At 28.4% G+C, this 19483-nt stretch carries 22 protein-coding genes; 8 read left to right on the forward strand and 14 right to left on the reverse strand.

Annotated elements, in window-relative coordinates; all coding sequences use genetic code 11:
• Positions 1-3: 3 nt before the first annotated feature.
• Together nadC and nadA are read right to left on the reverse strand one after the other, a co-directional pair.
• On the reverse strand, positions 4-825 hold the full coding sequence (nadC, locus tag FDK22_RS04240; RefSeq protein WP_138151644.1) for a carboxylating nicotinate-nucleotide diphosphorylase: 822 nt from the start codon (positions 823-825) through the stop codon (positions 4-6).
• A complete protein-coding gene (gene nadA, locus FDK22_RS04245; RefSeq protein ID WP_138151699.1) occupies positions 822-1811 on the reverse strand; it encodes a quinolinate synthase NadA in 990 nt (329 codons plus the stop codon). Before nadA ends, nadC begins: the two co-directional genes overlap by 4 nt.
• A gap of 107 nt (positions 1812-1918) precedes the next feature.
• On the opposite strand from nadA, the gene plsY reads away from it, so the two are divergent.
• The 7 genes from plsY to FDK22_RS04280 all read left to right on the forward strand — a co-directional run bounded on the left by plsY (position 1919) and on the right by FDK22_RS04280 (position 6883).
• Positions 1919-2542, forward strand: a complete 624-nt coding sequence (gene plsY / locus FDK22_RS04250; RefSeq protein WP_138151645.1) for a glycerol-3-phosphate 1-O-acyltransferase PlsY — start codon at positions 1919-1921, stop codon at positions 2540-2542.
• Between the two features lie 4 nt (positions 2543-2546).
• Positions 2547-2861, forward strand: a complete 315-nt coding sequence (locus FDK22_RS04255; RefSeq protein ID WP_138151646.1) for a dihydroneopterin aldolase — start codon at positions 2547-2549, stop codon at positions 2859-2861.
• Between the two features lie 268 nt (positions 2862-3129).
• Positions 3130-4260, forward strand: coding sequence for a porin (locus FDK22_RS04260; protein ID WP_138151647.1), 1131 nt, complete (start codon positions 3130-3132; stop codon positions 4258-4260).
• A gap of 147 nt (positions 4261-4407) precedes the next feature.
• Positions 4408-5052, forward strand: coding sequence for a c-type cytochrome (locus FDK22_RS04265; protein WP_138151648.1), 645 nt, complete (start codon positions 4408-4410; stop codon positions 5050-5052).
• Positions 5052-6146 (forward strand): peptide chain release factor 2, encoded by a 1095-nt coding sequence (gene prfB / locus FDK22_RS04270; RefSeq protein WP_138151649.1) that lies wholly within the window; start codon positions 5052-5054, stop codon positions 6144-6146. The genes FDK22_RS04265 and prfB overlap by 1 nt, the downstream gene beginning before the upstream one ends.
• Before the next feature lie 73 nt (positions 6147-6219).
• Entirely contained in the window at positions 6220-6534 is a 315-nt protein-coding gene (locus FDK22_RS04275) for a nucleotidyltransferase family protein (protein ID WP_138151650.1), read from the forward strand.
• Entirely contained in the window at positions 6527-6883 is a 357-nt protein-coding gene (locus tag FDK22_RS04280) for a HepT-like ribonuclease domain-containing protein (protein ID WP_138151651.1), read from the forward strand. The genes FDK22_RS04275 and FDK22_RS04280 overlap by 8 nt, the downstream gene beginning before the upstream one ends.
• On the opposite strand, the gene FDK22_RS04285 is transcribed toward FDK22_RS04280, so the two are convergent.
• The 12 genes from FDK22_RS04285 to FDK22_RS04340 all read right to left on the reverse strand — a co-directional run bounded on the left by FDK22_RS04285 (position 6884) and on the right by FDK22_RS04340 (position 18408).
• Positions 6884-9247 carry a PD-(D/E)XK nuclease family protein gene (locus FDK22_RS04285; protein WP_138151652.1) on the reverse strand — a complete coding sequence of 788 codons (2364 nt, stop codon included), beginning with the start codon at positions 9245-9247 and terminating at the stop codon, positions 6884-6886.
• Positions 9237-9773, reverse strand: coding sequence for a hypothetical protein (locus FDK22_RS04290; RefSeq protein ID WP_138151653.1), 537 nt, complete (start codon positions 9771-9773; stop codon positions 9237-9239). The genes FDK22_RS04285 and FDK22_RS04290 overlap by 11 nt, the downstream gene beginning before the upstream one ends.
• 12 nt (positions 9774-9785) lie before the next feature.
• Positions 9786-10415, reverse strand: a complete 630-nt coding sequence (locus FDK22_RS04295) for a hypothetical protein (RefSeq protein ID WP_138151654.1) — start codon at positions 10413-10415, stop codon at positions 9786-9788.
• A 104-nt stretch (positions 10416-10519) separates the two neighbouring features.
• Positions 10520-10759: a DUF4006 family protein gene (locus FDK22_RS04300; protein WP_138151655.1), complete on the reverse strand. Its 240-nt coding sequence runs from the start codon at positions 10757-10759 to the stop codon at positions 10520-10522.
• Position 10760: 1 nt separating this feature from the next.
• Positions 10761-11654 carry a c-type cytochrome gene (locus FDK22_RS04305; protein ID WP_138151656.1) on the reverse strand — a complete coding sequence of 298 codons (894 nt, stop codon included), beginning with the start codon at positions 11652-11654 and terminating at the stop codon, positions 10761-10763.
• Positions 11655-11656: 2 nt separating this feature from the next.
• Positions 11657-11881, reverse strand: coding sequence for a CcoQ/FixQ family Cbb3-type cytochrome c oxidase assembly chaperone (locus FDK22_RS04310; protein ID WP_138151657.1), 225 nt, complete (start codon positions 11879-11881; stop codon positions 11657-11659).
• A gap of 9 nt (positions 11882-11890) precedes the next feature.
• Complete coding sequence (gene ccoO, locus FDK22_RS04315) at positions 11891-12574, reverse strand: cytochrome-c oxidase, cbb3-type subunit II (protein ID WP_138151658.1); 684 nt, start codon at positions 12572-12574, stop codon at positions 11891-11893.
• A gap of 16 nt (positions 12575-12590) precedes the next feature.
• Entirely contained in the window at positions 12591-14057 is a 1467-nt protein-coding gene (ccoN, locus tag FDK22_RS04320) for a cytochrome-c oxidase, cbb3-type subunit I (RefSeq protein WP_138151659.1), read from the reverse strand.
• Between the two features lie 192 nt (positions 14058-14249).
• Positions 14250-14720: an SsrA-binding protein SmpB gene (smpB, locus tag FDK22_RS04325; protein WP_171012911.1), complete on the reverse strand. Its 471-nt coding sequence runs from the start codon at positions 14718-14720 to the stop codon at positions 14250-14252.
• Entirely contained in the window at positions 14720-15490 is a 771-nt protein-coding gene (locus FDK22_RS04330) for a 4-(cytidine 5'-diphospho)-2-C-methyl-D-erythritol kinase (RefSeq protein ID WP_138151661.1), read from the reverse strand. Before FDK22_RS04330 ends, smpB begins: the two co-directional genes overlap by 1 nt.
• Positions 15480-16334 (reverse strand): tRNA pseudouridine(55) synthase TruB, encoded by an 855-nt coding sequence (gene truB / locus FDK22_RS04335; protein WP_138151662.1) that lies wholly within the window; start codon positions 16332-16334, stop codon positions 15480-15482. The genes FDK22_RS04330 and truB overlap by 11 nt, the downstream gene beginning before the upstream one ends.
• Positions 16335-16353: 19 nt before the next feature.
• Positions 16354-18408 carry an ATP-dependent helicase gene (locus tag FDK22_RS04340; protein WP_138151663.1) on the reverse strand — a complete coding sequence of 685 codons (2055 nt, stop codon included), beginning with the start codon at positions 18406-18408 and terminating at the stop codon, positions 16354-16356.
• Positions 18409-18558: 150 nt separating this feature from the next.
• Between FDK22_RS04340 and FDK22_RS04345 the strand changes: the two genes are divergently transcribed.
• Entirely contained in the window at positions 18559-19458 is a 900-nt protein-coding gene (locus tag FDK22_RS04345) for a LysR family transcriptional regulator (protein ID WP_138151664.1), read from the forward strand.
• Positions 19459-19483: the final 25 nt, after the last annotated feature.

Here is a 19483-nt window from a genome sequence, read left to right on the forward strand (position 1 = left end):
AAATTAATCGAACTTCATAGAAAAATCAAGCCAAGTTGCTTGATGAATAATACTTCCAGAACTCAATGCATCAACTCCTGTTAAAGCAAAGTCTCTAACTGTACTTAAAGAGATATTTCCACTAGCTTCTAATAGTACATTTGGATAATTTTTATTTCTAAATTCAACAACTTCTTTGATTTGTTCAGGAACCATATTATCACACATTATAATATCAGCACCTGCTTCCATTGATTCTTTTACCTGTACAAAAGTCTCACACTCTATCTCAATTTTTGTAACCCAAGAGATTCTTTTTCTTGCATCTTTAATAAAAGATTTTAAGTCTTTGATTGTTCTTAAATGTGTATCTTTTAACATTAGACAATCATCTAGTCCAAGTCTGTGGTTTCTAGCCCCGCCAACTCTACTTGCATATTTTTCAAAATCCCTTAACTGAGGTCTTGTTTTTCTAGTATCTAAAAGAGCAACTTCTAAGTCTTCAACTTGTGAAACAAATCTATTTGCCATAGTTGCAATTCCACTAGCATGCTGAAGCATATTTAAAAAAGTTCTTTCACTTGATAGTAAAATTGAAGCTTTACCCTCAAGTTTTGCTATAACATCACCTTTTTTTAACTTATCCCCATCATGTTTTAAAAACCTACACTCAAACTTTTCAGTTTTAGCTAAAGCTTTTGCATAGATTTCTCCGGCAAAAATACCATCATCTTTAGTGATTACTTTTGCTGTAAATCTTCCTTTTGGAGCAACATCATAAAACAAATCCCCTCTACCATTATCTTCTATAATAGCATTTTTAACGAATTTTTTAATATTTATCATACTTCAAGCATCCTCTCTAAAGCAACTCTTGCCCATTTAATAGTGTTTTCATCAACTTTGATTAATGTCTCTTCACTTATATTATTATCTTTTATTGATTTTAATGTCTTATATACATCTTCCAAAGTTGTTTCATTCATAGTTGGACACTCAGGTTTTGTAGAACTTAAAATAAATGTATTTTTTTCTCTTAATCTATTTACCATATTATATTCTGTACCAACTGCAACTTTTTGATCAAGGGGTAACTCTTTTATATATTTTATTAACTGAGAAGTTGAACCAACGAAATCTGCCATATCGCAAATAGCTGGGTCACACTCGGGATGAACTGCAATTAAAATATCTGGATATTTTTCTCTGTAAAACTCCACATCTTCAGTTGTAAAAAGTTGATGAACAGAACAAAAACCGTTATAACATATAATATCTGCTTCTTTTAAATCTGAACCATCACCAACAACTGCTGATTTTAGATTTAAAGATTTTGCGAAGTTTTGACCTAAACATCTATCAGGTACAAAGAAAATTTTCTTTCCTGATTCTAAACCTTTTTCAATGATTTTGTATGCATTTGATGAAGTACATACCATACCACCCATCTCTCCAACTTTTGCTTTAACAGCTGCACTAGAGTTGATATAAGTTATTGGCAAAATATCATCATTTGATATTCCAGCTTCGTTTATGATTTTCAGATTTTGTTCATAATAACCCTCATCAATCATCCTTGCCATTGCACAACATGCAATTTTTGGCATAAGCACAGTTTTTTCAGGACTTAGGACTTTTACACTCTCACCCATAAATCCAACACCACAGAAAACAACATACTTTGATGCAGTTTCTTTTGCTTTTCTTGCTAGTTCTAATGAATCCCCAGTGATATCTGCTAATTCAAAAACCTCGTCTCTTTGATAAAAGTGTGCAACTAATGTAACATCTAGTTCATCTTTTAATTTTAAAATTTCATCTTTTAAGTTCATTTGTAAATTCAATTTATTGCCTTAAATATCATTAAGTTTTAATTATTTGGGAATATAACAAAATTTTAGTTATAATCCTCTTTCATAAATTTATTACAAGGTTTTAAATGGATTTTCTTTTCAATTTCAACGTACTTTTTTATATTGTTGCTTATTTAGCTGGTTCTATCCCTTTTGGTTTAATATTAGCAAAGGTTTTTGCTGGGGTTAATATAAAAGAGTCTGGTAGTAAAAGTATTGGGGCAACAAATGTTTTAAGAGTTGTAAAAGAAACAAATCCAAGCTTAGCAAAAAAACTTGGTATTGCGACAGTTATACTTGATGCTCTAAAAGGAACAATTGTAATTTTAATAGCTATGAGTATGGGTGCAAGTGAAGCAACACTTTGGGCTATTGGCGTTTTAGCAGTTCTTGGTCATTGTTATTCTATATTTTTAGGACTTGAAGGTGGTAAAGGTGTTGCAACTGGACTTGGGGCATTTATAGTTTTAATTCCAATACCAACAATTATAGGCGCAGTTGTTTGGGTATTTTGTGGAAAGGTTTTAAAAATCTCATCACTATCTTCTTTATTGGGTTTAACGGCAGTTGTAATATCAGCAATTTTATTTAACAATGGATTAAATGTAGGTTCAAATGCTCCTATGTATATTATTGCTTTTATAATCTATTATAAACATATACCAAATATCATAAGACTAGTAAAAGGCCAAGAGGGAAAAGTTATCTAATATAATGAAAGTATATATAGAAGACTTAAACTTTGATTGTATTATAGGAATACTTGACTTTGAAAGGGAAACTGCTCAAAAAGTTATTATAAACTTATCTTTCGAATATGATTTTTCAAATAAAGATGAGTTTATAGATTATTCAAAAGTTTCAAATGATATTGAAAATATTATGACGGAAAAAAAATTTGAACTTTTAGAAGAAGCTATCATTTATATAGAAAATAATCTTACTAACTCTTATAAAATAAAAAATTTAAAAATAAAAATCTCAAAACCTGATATTATGGCCAATTGTATAGTATCACTAGAAAACTAAGTATAGATTTTTATCTATTACTTTAACAATTTGTATACATTTTTGTAAAACTTCATAATACTGATTAGAATATAACAAAAATCTATACATAAAAAAGAACTTAAATATGCCACCATTTCGTAACTTTTAAACTACTTTAAGAAAACTTTAAAATTAACTTCTGTAAAATTTTGCAACGGTCATCCGGAATAGTACTTAGATAATTCTACTTTCTAAGTTGTTCGCGCATCCGGTTAACTGATTAATTTTCGAAAATTTAGGAGAACAAATGAAAAAATTCGCAAAAATGAGTTTAGTAGCTGCTGTTGCAGTAGCTGGTATGACTTCTTATGCATCTGCAGGATCATTAGAAGAAGCAATTAAAGATTCAACAATTTCTGGATACGCTAGATACAGAATGAACACTGACCATGAAAATGATATGGATACAAGAGGTGAAGTTAAATTAGTTGTTAAAGTTACTACAAAAGTTAACGATAACGTAACTGCTTCTGTTAAAACTGTAACTGATAATGCTGCAAGTTCTGCAACTTCTGATTCAGCTGCAAAAGATTTCTCTTGGAATCAAATGTTCTTTACTTATGCAAACGGTCCTTTAACTGTTTCTGCAGGTAGATTAGGTTTAGTTTCACCAATGACTGACAATGGTAACTCTGGTAACGGTATTGTTGCAACTTATGGATTAGGAGCTGTTACTTTAGCTGGTGCTTATTATTTAGATACTGATAAAGTTGAAGGTAGACTTCCATTAACTAACTATCAAGGTGTAAGTGTATATGGTCTTGGTGTATTAGGTTCAGTTGAAATGGTTAACTTTGAAGCTTGGTACTTAAGTACTTTAGACGAAGTATCTGATGTTGCTACAACTTATGATGCAGTTTCAGGATATACTTTAGCTGCAGATGCTACATTTGGACCTATTGGTGTAAATGCTAGATATGCTGAGTTAGATGCTGATGGTGCTTTAGCTGGTGCTGACATCTCTTACTTACAAGCTGGAATCAATGGTTCTATCGGAATCGTTTCTGCACAATTAAACTATGTTAAAACTGGTGAAGATTCAGGTGATACTACATTTGATGGTGATGTTGATGCAGCAAACAACTTAGGATTATTAACTAACGATATGATGTTAATTAATGATGCTGATGCATGGCATTTAGGATTATCTGCAAAAGTTACTGATACAATTACTTTAGGTGCTCACTACCTATCAGTTGATGGAAATAGCAACTCTAATATTGTAGATGCTACTGAAACTGAATTAAATGCTAAATACCAAATGTCTAAAAACTTCTACGTTCTTGGTAGATTATCAATGGGAGAAGTTGATGATGGTATTGCTGGAAATAATGACGATTTCCAAAACTCTAGAATTGAGTTAAAATACTCTTTCTAATTTAAAGTTTTACTAAACTCTTAAAAGGTTAGAGGTTTTCCTCTAACCTTTTTTTATCTCTAAAAAACAACAACTTCAGGCTTAAAAAGTATAAAAAAGATTTTTTATGATAAAATATCCTTTTAAATAATAAAAGGATTAAAATAGATGAATATCAAAACTTTTATAGCTTTTAGCTTATTTTCTACTTCAGCTTTATTAGCTCAAACAACAATGTGTTTTAAAGAAAACCACAGTTCTATGGCAACAATCGAATCAACACCTTTAGATGGGGGATTATGCTCTTCAACAAAATCATTAGCTGATATGAAAAAAGATGGTTGGAATGTTGAAGATATCAAAATAGAACAATCTACAAATGGTAAAAACTATATTTACATTCTAAAAAAAGAGGCTCAAACTTTATCAACAATGGATGAAGAAAAATTAGAGCAAAGAATTATGCAAAGACTTGAAGAAAGAAAAGTTCAAGAGCAAGCTAAAAAGAAAAAAGAAGCAATAATTCAAATGTCAAGAAGTGGAAAAGAATTATATATAAAACAATGCCAATCATGCCATGGTGAAAAAGCAGAGAAAAAAGCTTATGGTAGTTCTAGACCTCTTGTAGAACTTTCATTAGAAGATATGCAATTATCAATTAGAGATTATTTATTAGGTGATTATGATAGAGGTAAAGCTTTTATTATGAAACCTTACGCTGAAATATTACACAATAAAGATGTAAAAAATATATATTCATATATTAGAACTTTCAAACCAAAAGAAGAATCAAAAGAGGAATCTTCTAATTAATGGATGCCTATGAATATTCACAGATTTTAAAACTTCTAAATACAAAGCTTGAAAATATAAAAAATATTTTAAAGCCTGAAGAGTTAAATAAAAGATTAAAAGAGATAGAAGAGTTAGAATCTTCACAAGATTTTTGGAGTGATGTTGAAACTGCCACAAAAATTGGTATAGAAAAAAATAGAATCTTAAGTAAACTTAGTAAGTTTAATAAAGCAAATGAAGCTTTAAGTGGAACAAATGAGTTATATGAATTAGCTGGGGAAGAAAAAGATGAAGATACTTTTGAACTTCTTTTTGAAGAAGCGAGTGATTTAGAAGAATTAATTAAATCAACTGAAATCTCTGTTATGTTAAGTTCACCTGATGATGTTTTAAATGCTATTGTTTCTATTCATCCAGGAGCTGGTGGGACTGAATCACAAGATTGGGCTTCTATATTATACCGAATGTACCTAAGATGGGCAGAAAGAAAAGATTTTAAAATTGAACTACTTGATTATCAAGATGGTGAAGAAGCAGGTATAAAAGATGTATCCTTTATCATAAAAGGTGAAAATGCCTATGGCTATTTAAAAGCTGAAAATGGTATTCATAGATTAGTTCGTATCTCACCTTTTGATTCAAATGCAAAAAGACACACCTCTTTTGCATCTGTTATGGTATCTCCTGAAATTGATGATAATATCGATATCGAAATAGAAGATAAAGATATTAGAATTGATACATATAGAGCAAGTGGTGCTGGTGGGCAGCATGTTAATAAAACAGAATCTGCTATTAGAATTACCCATATAAAAACAGGTATTGTTGTTCAATGTCAAAATGATAGATCTCAACATAAAAACAAAGCAAGTGCTATGAAAATGTTAAAATCACGTCTTTATGAACTAGAACTTGAAAAACAAAAAGCAGCTTCAGATGGAATTGAAAAAAGTGAAATTGGATGGGGACATCAAATTAGATCTTACGTACTTCAACCATATCAACAAGTAAAAGATACAAGAAGTAATATTGGATATTCAAATGTAGATGCAATTTTAGATGGGGATATCACAAAAATTATTGAAGATGTACTTATTGCACAATCTTCTTAAAGCCTGAAACAAGTTTCAGGTTCCTAAAAATTTTATGATATAATTATACTTATTTTTTATTGAGAAGGTATATATGAAGGCTACAAAAGAAAATATTCTTTTATATCTTAAAGAGATTAAATTAGATTTGAATAAAAAAGGTATTGACAAGATTGGATTATTTGGAAGTTTTGCGACAAATAATCAAAATATTTATAGTGATATTGATATAGCAATTTCAAAAAATCCAGATTATTTATCATCTAACAGTGCCTATAATTATTTTGAACTACTTTCTTATATAAAAGAAAAGATTAGAAGTAAATTTCATAAAAATATAGATATATTCGATTTAAATTCAAAAAGTGATTTAAAAAAGAATATTGAAAAAGAGTTAATTTTTGTATAGTACTAAAGCCATTGAGAGAATAAGAATTATTCAAAAAAAAATCAATTTTATTAACTCAATAATCAAAGAAAAAGGTTCAATTAGATTAGCATTAGATGATGAACAAAATTCTCGTGCTTCAATTTTAATGCATCTCACTTCTATATCTGAACAATTTGATAAATTGTTACATAATGGTGAATTAGAAATACTATCTAAATTTGATAAACAAGATATTAAAGGAAGTTATGAACTTAGAAATTTTATTGCTCATGATTATGAAGGTGTAGATTTATATATAGTTGAAGATGTAATTAAAGAAAGATTACCTATTATAAGAAAATCAACTGAAAACATTTTAAATAGTTAATTATCTATTACATATAGTTTTATAAGTACAATATTGACAAGTTTGATTATTATCACACTTGTCAAAACTTACACTTGTAGTTTTAAACTCTTTAAATATCTCTTTTAAAACATCAAGTTTTTCATAAAGCATTGTTTCTTCTAAAAGTTTCATATTATATAAATCATAATAATAACTTTTGATATTTGAAGCTTTAAAAAGCTCCTTCACAGCTAAATAATAAAATTCCAATTGAAAATCAGTAGCCTTTTCAAAATTGCTTTTTGTGTTTATTTTTAAAGAAGAACTTGTTTTATAATCGATTACAAGATAATTATCATCTTTTTTATCAATTCTATCAATAACACCTCTAATTTTTATACCCTCAAATTCACATAAAAATGGTTTTTCAAGTTCTAAAACTAATATATTTTCTTTAAATCTATCATCTTCAACTGATATAAACTCAATAAATTTCTTTCTCCAAAGTTCTAAATCTAAATTTAAAAATAGATTTGAACTTCTTTTTTTGTCAAATATATTAAGTAAGCTTTGTAAACCTCTATTCTCTTGTTTATAATACTCTTCTAGAGTTTCATGGACAATATTACCTAATTCATACCCCTTTGGCTTTAAACTTATCTCATGCTCTTTTATTTTAAGTATATGATTTAAATAATACTTCCTTTTACACTCTAAAAATTCTTTTAGAGAACTTGCACTCCAAGTTTGTTTTGATAGGTCTATATCTAAAATAAGTTCTTCATCAAAATGTTTTAATGAATGATTTTTAAATAATATATGTTTATACTCATTGTCATAAAGTTTTTCATCTATTTTTATATCAAATAAGATATCTGCAAACCTTGTTATTTGTTCACTATCATTTTTTATATAAGAGATAATCACATTTTTTGAATTCGAGATTAGTCTTTCATAATAGTATTTCTGTAAATTTTCCCTATCAAGAGGTGTTGGCAAATTTGATTTTTCTTTTATAGAAGAGGATAAAAACTTATCCTTAACACTTCTTTTTGGAATTAAACTTTCATTAAAATCACAAATTATAAGTCCATCAAATTTTATATTTCTACTTTCAAGTAAACCCATAACAGTTATCTTTCCAGAATTTACATCATCAAGGGTTATTTCACTTATTTTTTGACTAAAGATTTTATATGCTTCTTTTAGAAGAATCTTTTCATTTATTGTGAAAAATAGTTTGTACAATTTATATATAGCTTCATTAAACTTTTCAAGAAGTTCTTTGTTTGATTCCTTTGAAATAAAAAATCCAATAATATTTTCAAACATATCGATTGTAAGGTATTTATTCCAGTTATTTTTAAATAATTTATCTATTTCATTTATATCTAGATTTAAAAACTCAAGATTTTTTATATTTTTTATCTCATCTTCATTTATATATAAATTAATTGCATCAATAATTTTATACAAGTTTGTAGTATAAATATTTAAACCCATAGCATAGTTAAAATAGTTTTCTTTATCAAAAAGTGAGATTGTAGAAGCAAATGATTCATCAGGTAAAATTAAAGCTATTCTTGATGGCTCAATACCCTTTTCAACTAAATTAACAATTGATTTTTTTATATAAGCTATCTGATTTATTCTTGAAGAAAAACCTTTTATCTCTAAACTATCATATTTTGATAAGAGTTCGCTTTTTTCTATAATTTTTTTATTTGAGAAATCTATTTTATATTTATAGTTAAGTTCTAAAGTAAAACCATAATTAATAAACTTCTCAATTGATTTTTTGTTAAATTTATTATAAATGAATTCAATATTCAAATTCACTTTTTTGGAAATACTCTTAATAAGTTCAAACTCAAAAGATGTAAAATATCCTTCAAAAACCAAATCTATTGATTGGTATCTTTCTAAAAAATTTTCATTTATTTTATAAAACTTTGAAATATTTAATCTGTCAATGGCACTATTTTCTTCTAATATATCTAAATAGTTTTTTTGAATTTGTTTTAATAATTGTAAATGTTCAGAATAAAAGCCATAAGTATCAGAAGTTGAGATTGTATCAATATCAACACCTTCACTTGCTAATTCCAAAAAAAATCTATAGATATAATCACTTTGTTTTATAAAGTGGGTAAATGTACTTGAGATTCCAATTTGATTTAAATCTATGTTTTGAACAGCTTTTTTTAAAAAAAGGAATCTTTCCTCTTCATCAATTAATTTTAAATTGTCAAAATATAAAGATTTTTTAAAAAGTTCATCAATAGTGATAATTGAAGGCAATAGAGTATCAAACTCTTTTTGTGAGTTTACATACTCTCTAATAGCTCTTGAAGTTGGATATACTAAAAGTTTTTTATTCTTTGAAAGTAAATTATCTTGCATTAGATTTTATATAAAAATATCCAATATCATCAGCAACTTTCACTTGTCCTGTGATATTCCAATTTCCTTTTAGTGGTAAATCAACTTTAAATTGTTTTTCATTAAAATCCATAGTTGCATCATGATTTGTTGGTCTTGATATTCTTAATTTAACATCAAAATTTTCGATATTTTTTCCTGTTTTCTTATCGCTAATAGTTATATTAACTTCATTTTTTGTTCCAAAGTTAAAAATATCTTTATGTTTTGATACTTTTTCTATCACTCTTTGAGCTAAAAACATATCTTTATAAACTAAACCGAATTGTTTTCCATTTACACTTAATTTAAAGTCGTATTTATTTTCAAAGTTTTCATTTGAATGTACTATTTTATTGTAGTTGTTATCAACATCTTGATATGAAGTTAAAAATGTTTCATCTTTATTTACTGGAACTTTAGATGCTGACATAATTGTCCATACAATCATTGCAAATACAAAAGAAAATATACCTATAAAAAACAAAGGCCAATAATTTCTTTTCATTGTTTTAAAATCCTATTTTTTTCTTCTTAAAACTGCAAAAGTATATAATAAAATCCCTACAACTACTAAAGAGTACATAAATACTCTCCAAATAGTTCCAGCTACTTTACCTGAACTTCCTATACTACTTTCAAGTTTTATTCCCCTTGATTCGGCAATAGTATCAGCAATAGCTGCATAACCATTTAAAACAGCTGCACTCGCTTTTGCATAAATTGAGTTCTTATCTTTTGAAGCAAGCAATGGTACAACATAGTCGTTTAAAATCTCATTTTTATCTACGATTTCTTTTAACTTTGAAGATACAATTAAATTTACATGTGTGTCTTCTACTGACATTGTTAGTAGAACATAAGGTTTTTTCAAACTAGGAATAATTTGAGCTTCATAATCTTTTATATATTTAATTTTATCTTTTGTTGGAGTATTTTCTGGTAATCCAAATGATTGTTTAACATAAGTGTAAATATTTACACCAAGTTTTGCTTCAGATTCAGAACCAATCTCTTCTACTTTTGTAATAGTTCTTGGGTCAATTAATCCACCATCATTTAAAACGAATTTGCTTGCGAAAGATTGAGTAGTTAAAAAAAGTAGCAGTGAGAATACTGCTACTTTTATATTAATATTTAAACTTTTCATTAACCAACGAATACTCTAGTTGAATCAAAGAAACCTAAATAGATTGATAAAACTGCCATGATTCCCATACCTAGCCAAATTAATCTGTATAACATTGTTTCTCCTTATTTCCCAACTAATTCATAGTGCTTGTGGTTATTTCTATCAACAGCTTTTAAACCATTTAAATCTTGGTTTACTTTATAGAAATTTTGCGCTTCTCTTTGTTGTACCACAACTGCGTTGAAAACTAAAACTGCAAGAATAGTTAAAAGTAATACTACTGCTATTAACATTCCTGTGATTCCGTGTAACAGAGAAAATAATCCTCTTTCGTTATCATTCATTTGAGTGTTTCCAGCCATCTTACTCTCCTAAACTTCTAATATAAGCAGCTAATGCTTTTTCTTGAGTTTCGTTTAATCTACCTTTGAAACTTGGCATCATACCAATGCTTCCTTTTTTACCGTCAGTTAAAACAGCAGTAACTAAAGCATCATCATATGCTTTGATATTTGGAGCAACAAATGCCATACCAGCACCATCAGCACCATGACATCCAGCACATACAGAATACATAGCTGGTTGTTCACCTTTGAATCCACCTGCAACATATTCAGCAACTGCGTTAATATCAGCTTCTTCAGTTAACATCATTGGTGGCATACCTGCAGGATATGCAGTTTTTAAACTATTTGCACCATTTTTAATAACATGAACAACTTGCTCTTTACTAAATCTTTTTGTTAAGTTATGAGCTTTTCCATTGATACCTTCAGCATCAACACCATGACAAGGTGCACATTGAACTAAGAATGTTGACTCACCCATTGCAACTAATGTATCATTAGTTGGGTTTTCCCATTTAGATTCAAATCTTGCATTATACTCATTAACTTCTTCATTCCATTGACCAATTTGTGAGAAACCATTTGTTGGATAACCTACAGTCCAGTACCACATTAGCCAAACCATTGTACCAACAAAAGCTAAAGCCCATCCAGTAGGGATTTCATTTTTATATTCACCAATTCCATCCCACGCTTCTTCAGATAGTTCACCACTAGCTGTGTCATTTTTAATTTGATTTACATATTTAAGTGCTACAAATACAGTAATAGTAATTACACAAATTGCACCTAAGAATGTTAAACTACTTTCTATTGAAATATCGCTGCTTAAAGCATCACCTGCAACTATGTAAGTTCCTGCGATTAGAGCAACGATAAGAATAATTCCACCTATAACCATAGATTTCATAATTATATCTCCTTCTCTTTTTTCTCTTGTTCTTCTTTTCTTTTTTCGAGAGGATCAGCTGCTATACTATCATCATGTACCAGATCTGAATATTTTTCAAAATCTCTTTCACCTTTTTTTTGTCTTCTATAAATAGAAAACGCATAAGAATAAAATACAATGAATACAACAAGGATTAGGAAAAACTTCGCATATCCTTGTATAGTAAGCAGGGTTTCTTGATCCATTTTAACCTCTTATTTTAAAGAATTTAAATATGCAATTAATGCAACAATTTCAGGAACTTGACCGTTAGCCACGGCGTCTTTTACAGCTTGATTTTTCATATCAGCAGCAATTGCTTTAGCTTCTTCTTTTGCTTTTGCAATAGCTGTATCATAATCACCTAGTTCTACATCAACTTTTCCATCACCATCAATATCTACATCATATGGAGTATTAAATACATTTTTAACTGTATAAGCTTCACCATAAGCTGTATCTAAATCAGCCATGTTTGTAAAGTGATGTGGGTACGCAGGCATAATTGAACCTGGTACAACTGAAGCTGGATCCATCATGTGATTCTCGTGCCAATCAGTAGTTCTATAATTACCAACTCTCATTAAATCTGGACCAGTTCTTTTTGATCCCCAAAGAAAAGGTCTATCATATGCATACTCACCAGAAAGTGAATACATACCATATCTATCAGTTTCTGATTTAAATGGTCTAATTAACTGAGAGTGACAAGCATTACAAGAATCTTTAATATAAACATGTCTTCCTGCTAATTCAAGTACAGAGTATGGTTTTGTACCAACAGTTGGTCTTGATTGTTTAGCAAAATCAGGAATAACTTCTACAATACCTGCAAATGCTATAAATATAAATAATAGTACCGAAAAGAAAAACGGTCTTTGTTCAAACCAATGAAACATAATTTTACCCTCCTTCTTACGCTGCTACTGGCGAAGCATTTACTGGTTCTTTATCAAGTACTCTACCTGCAGTTGCAGTTTTGTACATGTTGTATGCGAACATAAAGAATCCAATTAGGTATAATAACCCACCAACAGCTCTAATAGTATAGTATGGATGTAATACAGTAACTGTATCAATGAATGAATAAACTAAAGAACCATATTCATCATATGCTCTCCACATCATACCTTGAGTAATACCTGCAATCCACATAGATGTAAAGTATAATACAATACCAGTTGTTTGTAACCAGAATTGAGTATCCATTAACGATTTAGAGTAGATTTCTCTACCATACATTCTTGGTGCCATATGGAATAGTGCAGCCATAATCATGAATACAACCCATCCTAAAACACCATCATGCACGTGACCTGGAATCCAGTCAGTAAAGTGAGCAATAGCATTAACAGATTTGATTGATTGAATTGGTCCCTCAATTGTTGATAACATATAGAATGTCGAAGCTAATACCATAAATTTAATTAGTGTATTAGTTTGTAATTGTTGCCACTCACCTTTCATAGTTAAAAGCATATTAATAGCTGATCCCCATGATGGTAAAATTAATACAACAGACATTACAGAACCCATAGTTTGCATCCAATCTGGAACAGTAGAATATACTAAGTGGTGTCCACCTGCCCAAAGATATACGAACATTAATCCCCAGAAAGCTAAAATAGATAACTTATATGAGTAAACATTTTGTCCAGACTCTTTTGGTAAGAAATAGTAAATCATAGCAATAATTGGTGTAGTAAATACGAATGCAACAGCATTATGTCCATACCACCATTGAACTAAAGCATCATTTGTACCAGCATACATAGATACTGAGTGAATCCATGAACCATAACCAGAAACTAGTGCAGTTGGAACTTCCATATTATTAAATAGGTGTAACATAGCAACTGCGATGAAACATGCTATAAAATACCACATTGAAATATATAGAGTTCTTTCTCTTCTGATACCAATCATACCAAAAATTGAGATACCCCATAGTACCCACCATACAACAATAAGAATATCTAAAGGCCATTCTAATTCAGCATACTCTTTTGAAGTTGTAATACCCATAAATAGAGTTACAACAGCTAAAAGAATTGTAATGAAGTAAAGAATAAAATGTAGCTTAGCTACACCCATTAAAAATGGCGACTCTTTAAGAGATACTTTTAAAATTCTTTGCGATATGTAATACCATGAAGCAAAGATTCCACTTAATGTAAAACCAAATGCCACACCATTTGTGTGTAAAGGTCTTAATCTACTGAAAGTACCATATTCACCTGCTAAGTTGTTTAAACTTGGAAACGCAAGTTGAAATGCAAGTATAACACCAACAGTCATACCAATGATACCAAACAGAATTGTTGCAAATGTAAACGCTTTTGCAATTGAGTAATCATACTCGATTCGTGCACCGTTTTGCATCAATCTCCTCCTACTAATTTTTTTAAAGTCACTTTTTTGTCACTTATCGGGTTATCTTAACGAACAAAAACTTAAAATTAACAAAAAATTAACACTTCTATTTAATAATTTAACAAATATTTTTTCTTAAGTTTTATTTTATTTTTTAATTATGCTCTATTTTATTTATAAAAATTTCACAAAAATAATATTTTAATAGTTTTTTAAGGCTCTTTGTATATCTCTATTCATAGATTTTTCTTTTAAGTCTTCCCTTTTATCATGAAGTTTCTTACCTTTTGCAGTTGCAATTTGCATTTTAATCATATTTTTAGAATTAAAATACATTTTTAATGGAATTAAGGTAATTCCCTCTTTAGTCACTTTACTATAAAACTTTTCAATTTGTTTTTTATGTAATAAAAGTTTTCTTGCTCTTCTTTCATCAGGTCTATATGTTGAGTGAGTGGTACTTAAATGTGTGATGTGCATGTTTAAAACATAAACTTCATTTTTGATTATTCTAACAAAGCTATCTTTAAGATTAACCCTTCCCTCTCTTGCTGCTTTTACTTCACTTCCCTCTAAAACAATTCCAACTTCTAAAGTCTCTAAAATCTCATAATCATGAAAGGCTTTTCTATTTTTAAATACTTGAGTTTTATTTGTCTCTTTTTTTGCCATTATTTATTCCTATTTGAAAGCTTAAAAAATGAACTTCCACTACCACTAAAATAAAAACTCTCTTTATTATAGTTATTCAATTCAGGATAAACCTCACTTGCAGGAGCAAATAAATCATTTGCTTCATATATATCTAGTGTTTGTAATATATCAATTGAATTCATCTTTAAAAACTTTTCTGTATCATCTTTTGAAATCTCTTTATAAAATTTATCTCTAAATATTTTAAAAATCTCTCCTGTGTTACACTCAACTTTTGGTGTTATAACCTCAATATCTAAAATCTCTTCTTCAAATTTTTCTACTATTTCACCAATTCCAGTAACATTTGCACTATCATACTCATATACAAAAAATGGAACATCTGCACCTATTTGTGCTGCCATACTACAAAGTTCATCTTTACTTAAATTTAAATCACAAACTTCATTTACCATAATCATAAATGTTGCAGCATTAGAACTTCCACCACCAAGTCCTGCAAACTCTGGAATTCTTTTATCAACTATCACACAATTTTTTTTAAAATATTCTTCAACTTTAGGTGAAATCTCTTTTAATTTTTCATAAGCTTTATATATTGTATTTTTTTTAGTTTCACACCCAAACTTTCCAACAAGAGTAAAATCTTTGAAAAAGCCCCCTTCAAATGATATTACATCATATAAAGTATGCACTCTTACAAATCTTGAAACTAATTCGTGATAATTATCTCTTTTACCAGCAATCTTTAAAAATATATTTACTTTAGAAAAACTCTTACGAACCACATAACACCTTATTTAATAAATATTTCACTTCTTTATTTTCAATTTCGATTATACTAAAAAAGTCTTCAAATTTAACAAGATATTTTCCATCATCTTTATATTGAAAATACTCCACTAAAATTTTCTTTCCATTATCAAAATAGCTTTTATCTCCAAAATATTTATTCTCTTTTAAATCTAAAAAATCTAATGGATTTAAATCTTTTTCATTTTCAAAACAAAACTTACCTTCATTTAATCTATTTAAATATGAAAGGGTTCCTACCCTATTTAATTTTTCAAGTAATATCTGAGCTAAGCTTCTAATATATGAACCTTCACTAACTGTTGATTCAAATGTAATAAAAGGATGTTTATAAGAGATAAACTTTGTATCAAAAATTTCCATACTCGATTTTTTCATCTTAACCTCTTCACCATTTCTTGCTAAATCGTAAGCTCTTTTACCATCAATTTTTTTTGCTGAAAATTTTGGAGGAAAATACTCATGTATTCCAATTAAATTTTTTATCTCTTTTTCTAATAAAGTTTTATCAACTTTTTGTTCATCTTTAATATCAATTATATTTTCAATATCAAGGGACTGGGAAGTTGCACCCAACCAGATAACTGCACGATATGTTTTAGGTGTTTTTTTCAAGTAGTTAAATAGTTTAGAATATTGTCCAAAAGCAACAATTAAACATCCACAAGCAAAAGGATCAAGTGTTCCACTAAATCCTGCTTTTTTATTTCTATATTTTCTTTTTATCTCATTTAAATATGAATTTGAACTTCTAAATAAAGGTTTATTTACAACAATTAATTTATTTAATTGTTTATTATCATATAATTTTTTTTGCATTTAGTTTTAAATTTTATCTCTAGATTTTTTCTACAAAACTTGAAAGGATGTCTCTTCTTTGTCCACCAAAATTTATGGTAAGCTTATAATCTTTTCCAGCTTTAGTTGCTTTTTGCACTCTTCCCATTCCAAAAATCTTGTGTTGAACTAAATCACCTTTTTTGTAATTTGAGTGTTTTTCAAGTTGCAAACTTCCTTTTATAAGACCAGCTTCACTTAAAAATCTACTTTTTAAAAGTGTTGCCCTCTTCCCTTTGTAAAACCTTGAGTGAACAAAAGACATAGTTAAGGTATCCATTGCTCTAGTTATTCCTACATAACCTAATCTTCTTTCCTCTTCAATATCACTACCATCTCCTGTAATTGGGAAAAATCCCTCTTCAAGACCTATAATAAAAAGATGTTTATATTCTAAACCCTTTGATGAGTGGATACTCATCATTGAAACAGCTTGGTCTGTTAATTCACTATTTTCTGAATCTAAAGCAATCTCATTTAAAAAATCTTCCAATGATAAATGGGGATGTTGAATAAAATAGTCTCTAATATATCCATAAAACTCATCAATATTTGCTTGTCTATCAAAACCATCGGGAACATTGTCATATGAAGCTCTGTAATCAAAAGTATCTTCAAAAGAATCTAAAAATCTCATTTTCGATTCTTCTAAAGCTTCTCTTAAATCCATAACTGATGCCATAAATACTTTTAAAGTTCTTGAGTTTTTCTTTCCAACAATAGCTGATAGTTCATCTGCATTGTACTCTTCTAATATTGTAAAAATTGGTTTTTTAAGCTCAACTGATTTTGCATCAAGTTTATCAATTGTAGTTTTTCCAATTCCCCTTTTTGGTTTATTAATAATTCTTTTTAATGAAAAGTTATCAGTTGTATTTGTTAAAATTCTAAAATAAGCAATTAAATCTTTAATCTCTGCTCTTTCGTAGAATTTCATTCCACCAATAAGTCTATAACTAATTCCTGCTTTATTAAAACCCTCTTCAAGTGATCTAGAAAGGGCATTAACCCTAAACAAAATGGCAATATCTTTTGCAGATTCACCCGAAGCAATAAGTTTTTTTATATCATCAATTATTTTTCTTGTTTCTTCATTTTCATCATGTGATTCATATACCCTTACTGAATCACCTTTTTTTCTTGTTCCAATTAGTTTTTTACCTAATCTATCTCTGTTATGTTCAATAAGTTGGTTAGCATGTTCTAAAATTGTATTTGTTGAACGATAGTTTTCCTCTAGCTTAACAACCTTTGTATCTTCAAAATGCTCTGAAAAATTTAAAATATTTTTAATAGTAGCACCACGCCATCCATAAATAGATTGATCATCATCACCCACAACACATATATTATTGTGTGTAGAGCAAAGTTTTCTCAATAGTTTATATTGTAATTCGTTTGTATCTTGATACTCGTCTACCATAACATATTGATATCGTTGACTTGTTTCTTTTGCTAATTCTTCATTTTTTTCTAAAATCATATATGGTAATAAAAGTAAATCATCAAAATCAACAAGATTGTTCTTTAATAAATAAGCTTCATATTTTTCATAGATATCTGCAATTTGTTGATATAGTTTTAATTGAGCAGTTGACTTTGCTTCACTTGGAGTTATTAGAGTATTTTTATATTTTGAGATTTCTGAAACTAAAAGTGAAGTTGTAATCTCTTTATCTATTGATTTTAAAATTCTTTTTTTATCATCATTATCAATTATAATAAAAGAGTTTTTTCTTCCAAGTTCACTCATATGAAATTTTAAAAATAAAAGTCCAAATTTATGAAAAGTACAAAGTAATGGAGGTGTATTAATCATTGAAGGGTCAATCATTCTAAATGCTCTTTCTCTCATCTCTGAAGCAGCTTTATTTGTAAAAGTTAATGTTAATATGGTAGAGGGATCAATCCCTATTGAAATAAGATAAGCTAATCTTGTAGTAATTGTTTTTGTTTTACCTGAACCTGCACCTGCTAAAATAAGTAATGAACCATCTATATGAATGGCAGCATCTTTTTGCGAATCATTTAACGAATTTAAAAAATTATCTGACATTTTATCTCCAATATTAATACTAAACCCAGAAAAATAGCTTAATATTATATATATTATAACAAAATTTTCATAAAAGAATTAATTCATTTAATAATTGTATGTATAAACTAATGTTATAATTATCATCAGATATTATTAAAGGTTATAAGAATGCTTACAGATTTCGCAAAATTAGAAACTTTTTTGACTGTAGTAAGGGAAAAATCATTTTCTAAAGCATCTTCAAAATTGGGTATTTCTCAACCAGCTGTTACACAACAAATGAGATATATTGAAAACTACCTTGATGTTCAAGTTGTAGATAGAAAGAAGAATGGTATTAGACTTACAAAAGAGGGTCAAATGCTATATGCAATCGCTCAAAAAATTGAACGATGTGTTAACAATGGTGAAAAAGAACTATTAAAAATAATGAACAAAGATGTTACTTTTGTATTTGGTGCTTCTTTTATTATTGGTAATTATATTTTACCTAGATTTTTAAATAAGTTAAAAGAAAATATCAATAATGATGTTTCTATTAATGTTTCAGTTTCACATAAAGCTATTGAAGATTTATTAGACAAAAAAATTGATATTGCTTTAGTTGAAAATTATGTTCCAGATGAAGAGATTATCTATAGAGAATGGATGGATGATGAGATTGTAATTTTCTCAAATCAAGAATTACCAGCAAAAGCTAAAGCAGAAGATCTATTATCTTATAGATGGGTATGTAGAAATCCAGATTCACATACAAGACATATTTTCAAAGATGTTTTAGACAAGGCTAACTATCCTGATTGTGATACATTTAATGTAACAAGTGAAGTTACAAGTGCAACAACTATTGTTCAAACAGTTTTACACTCAGATAAAAATGATACTCCAACAGTTTCAATTGTTTCAAGAAATGCTATTGAATCATTAATTAATGCTGGTGCATTATATGAATCAAGAATAGGTAATCACAAAATGACTAGAAAGTTATATATTGCCTATAGAAAAGATAGAAAACATGATGCATTTATTGAAAATGTAGTTGACTATTTACTTAAAATAGAAAGATAAAATACTAAGAGTTTTCTCTTAGTAT

The sequence above is a fragment of the Arcobacter arenosus genome (genome assembly GCF_005771535.1).
Taxonomy (GTDB): domain Bacteria; phylum Campylobacterota; class Campylobacteria; order Campylobacterales; family Arcobacteraceae; genus Halarcobacter; species Halarcobacter arenosus.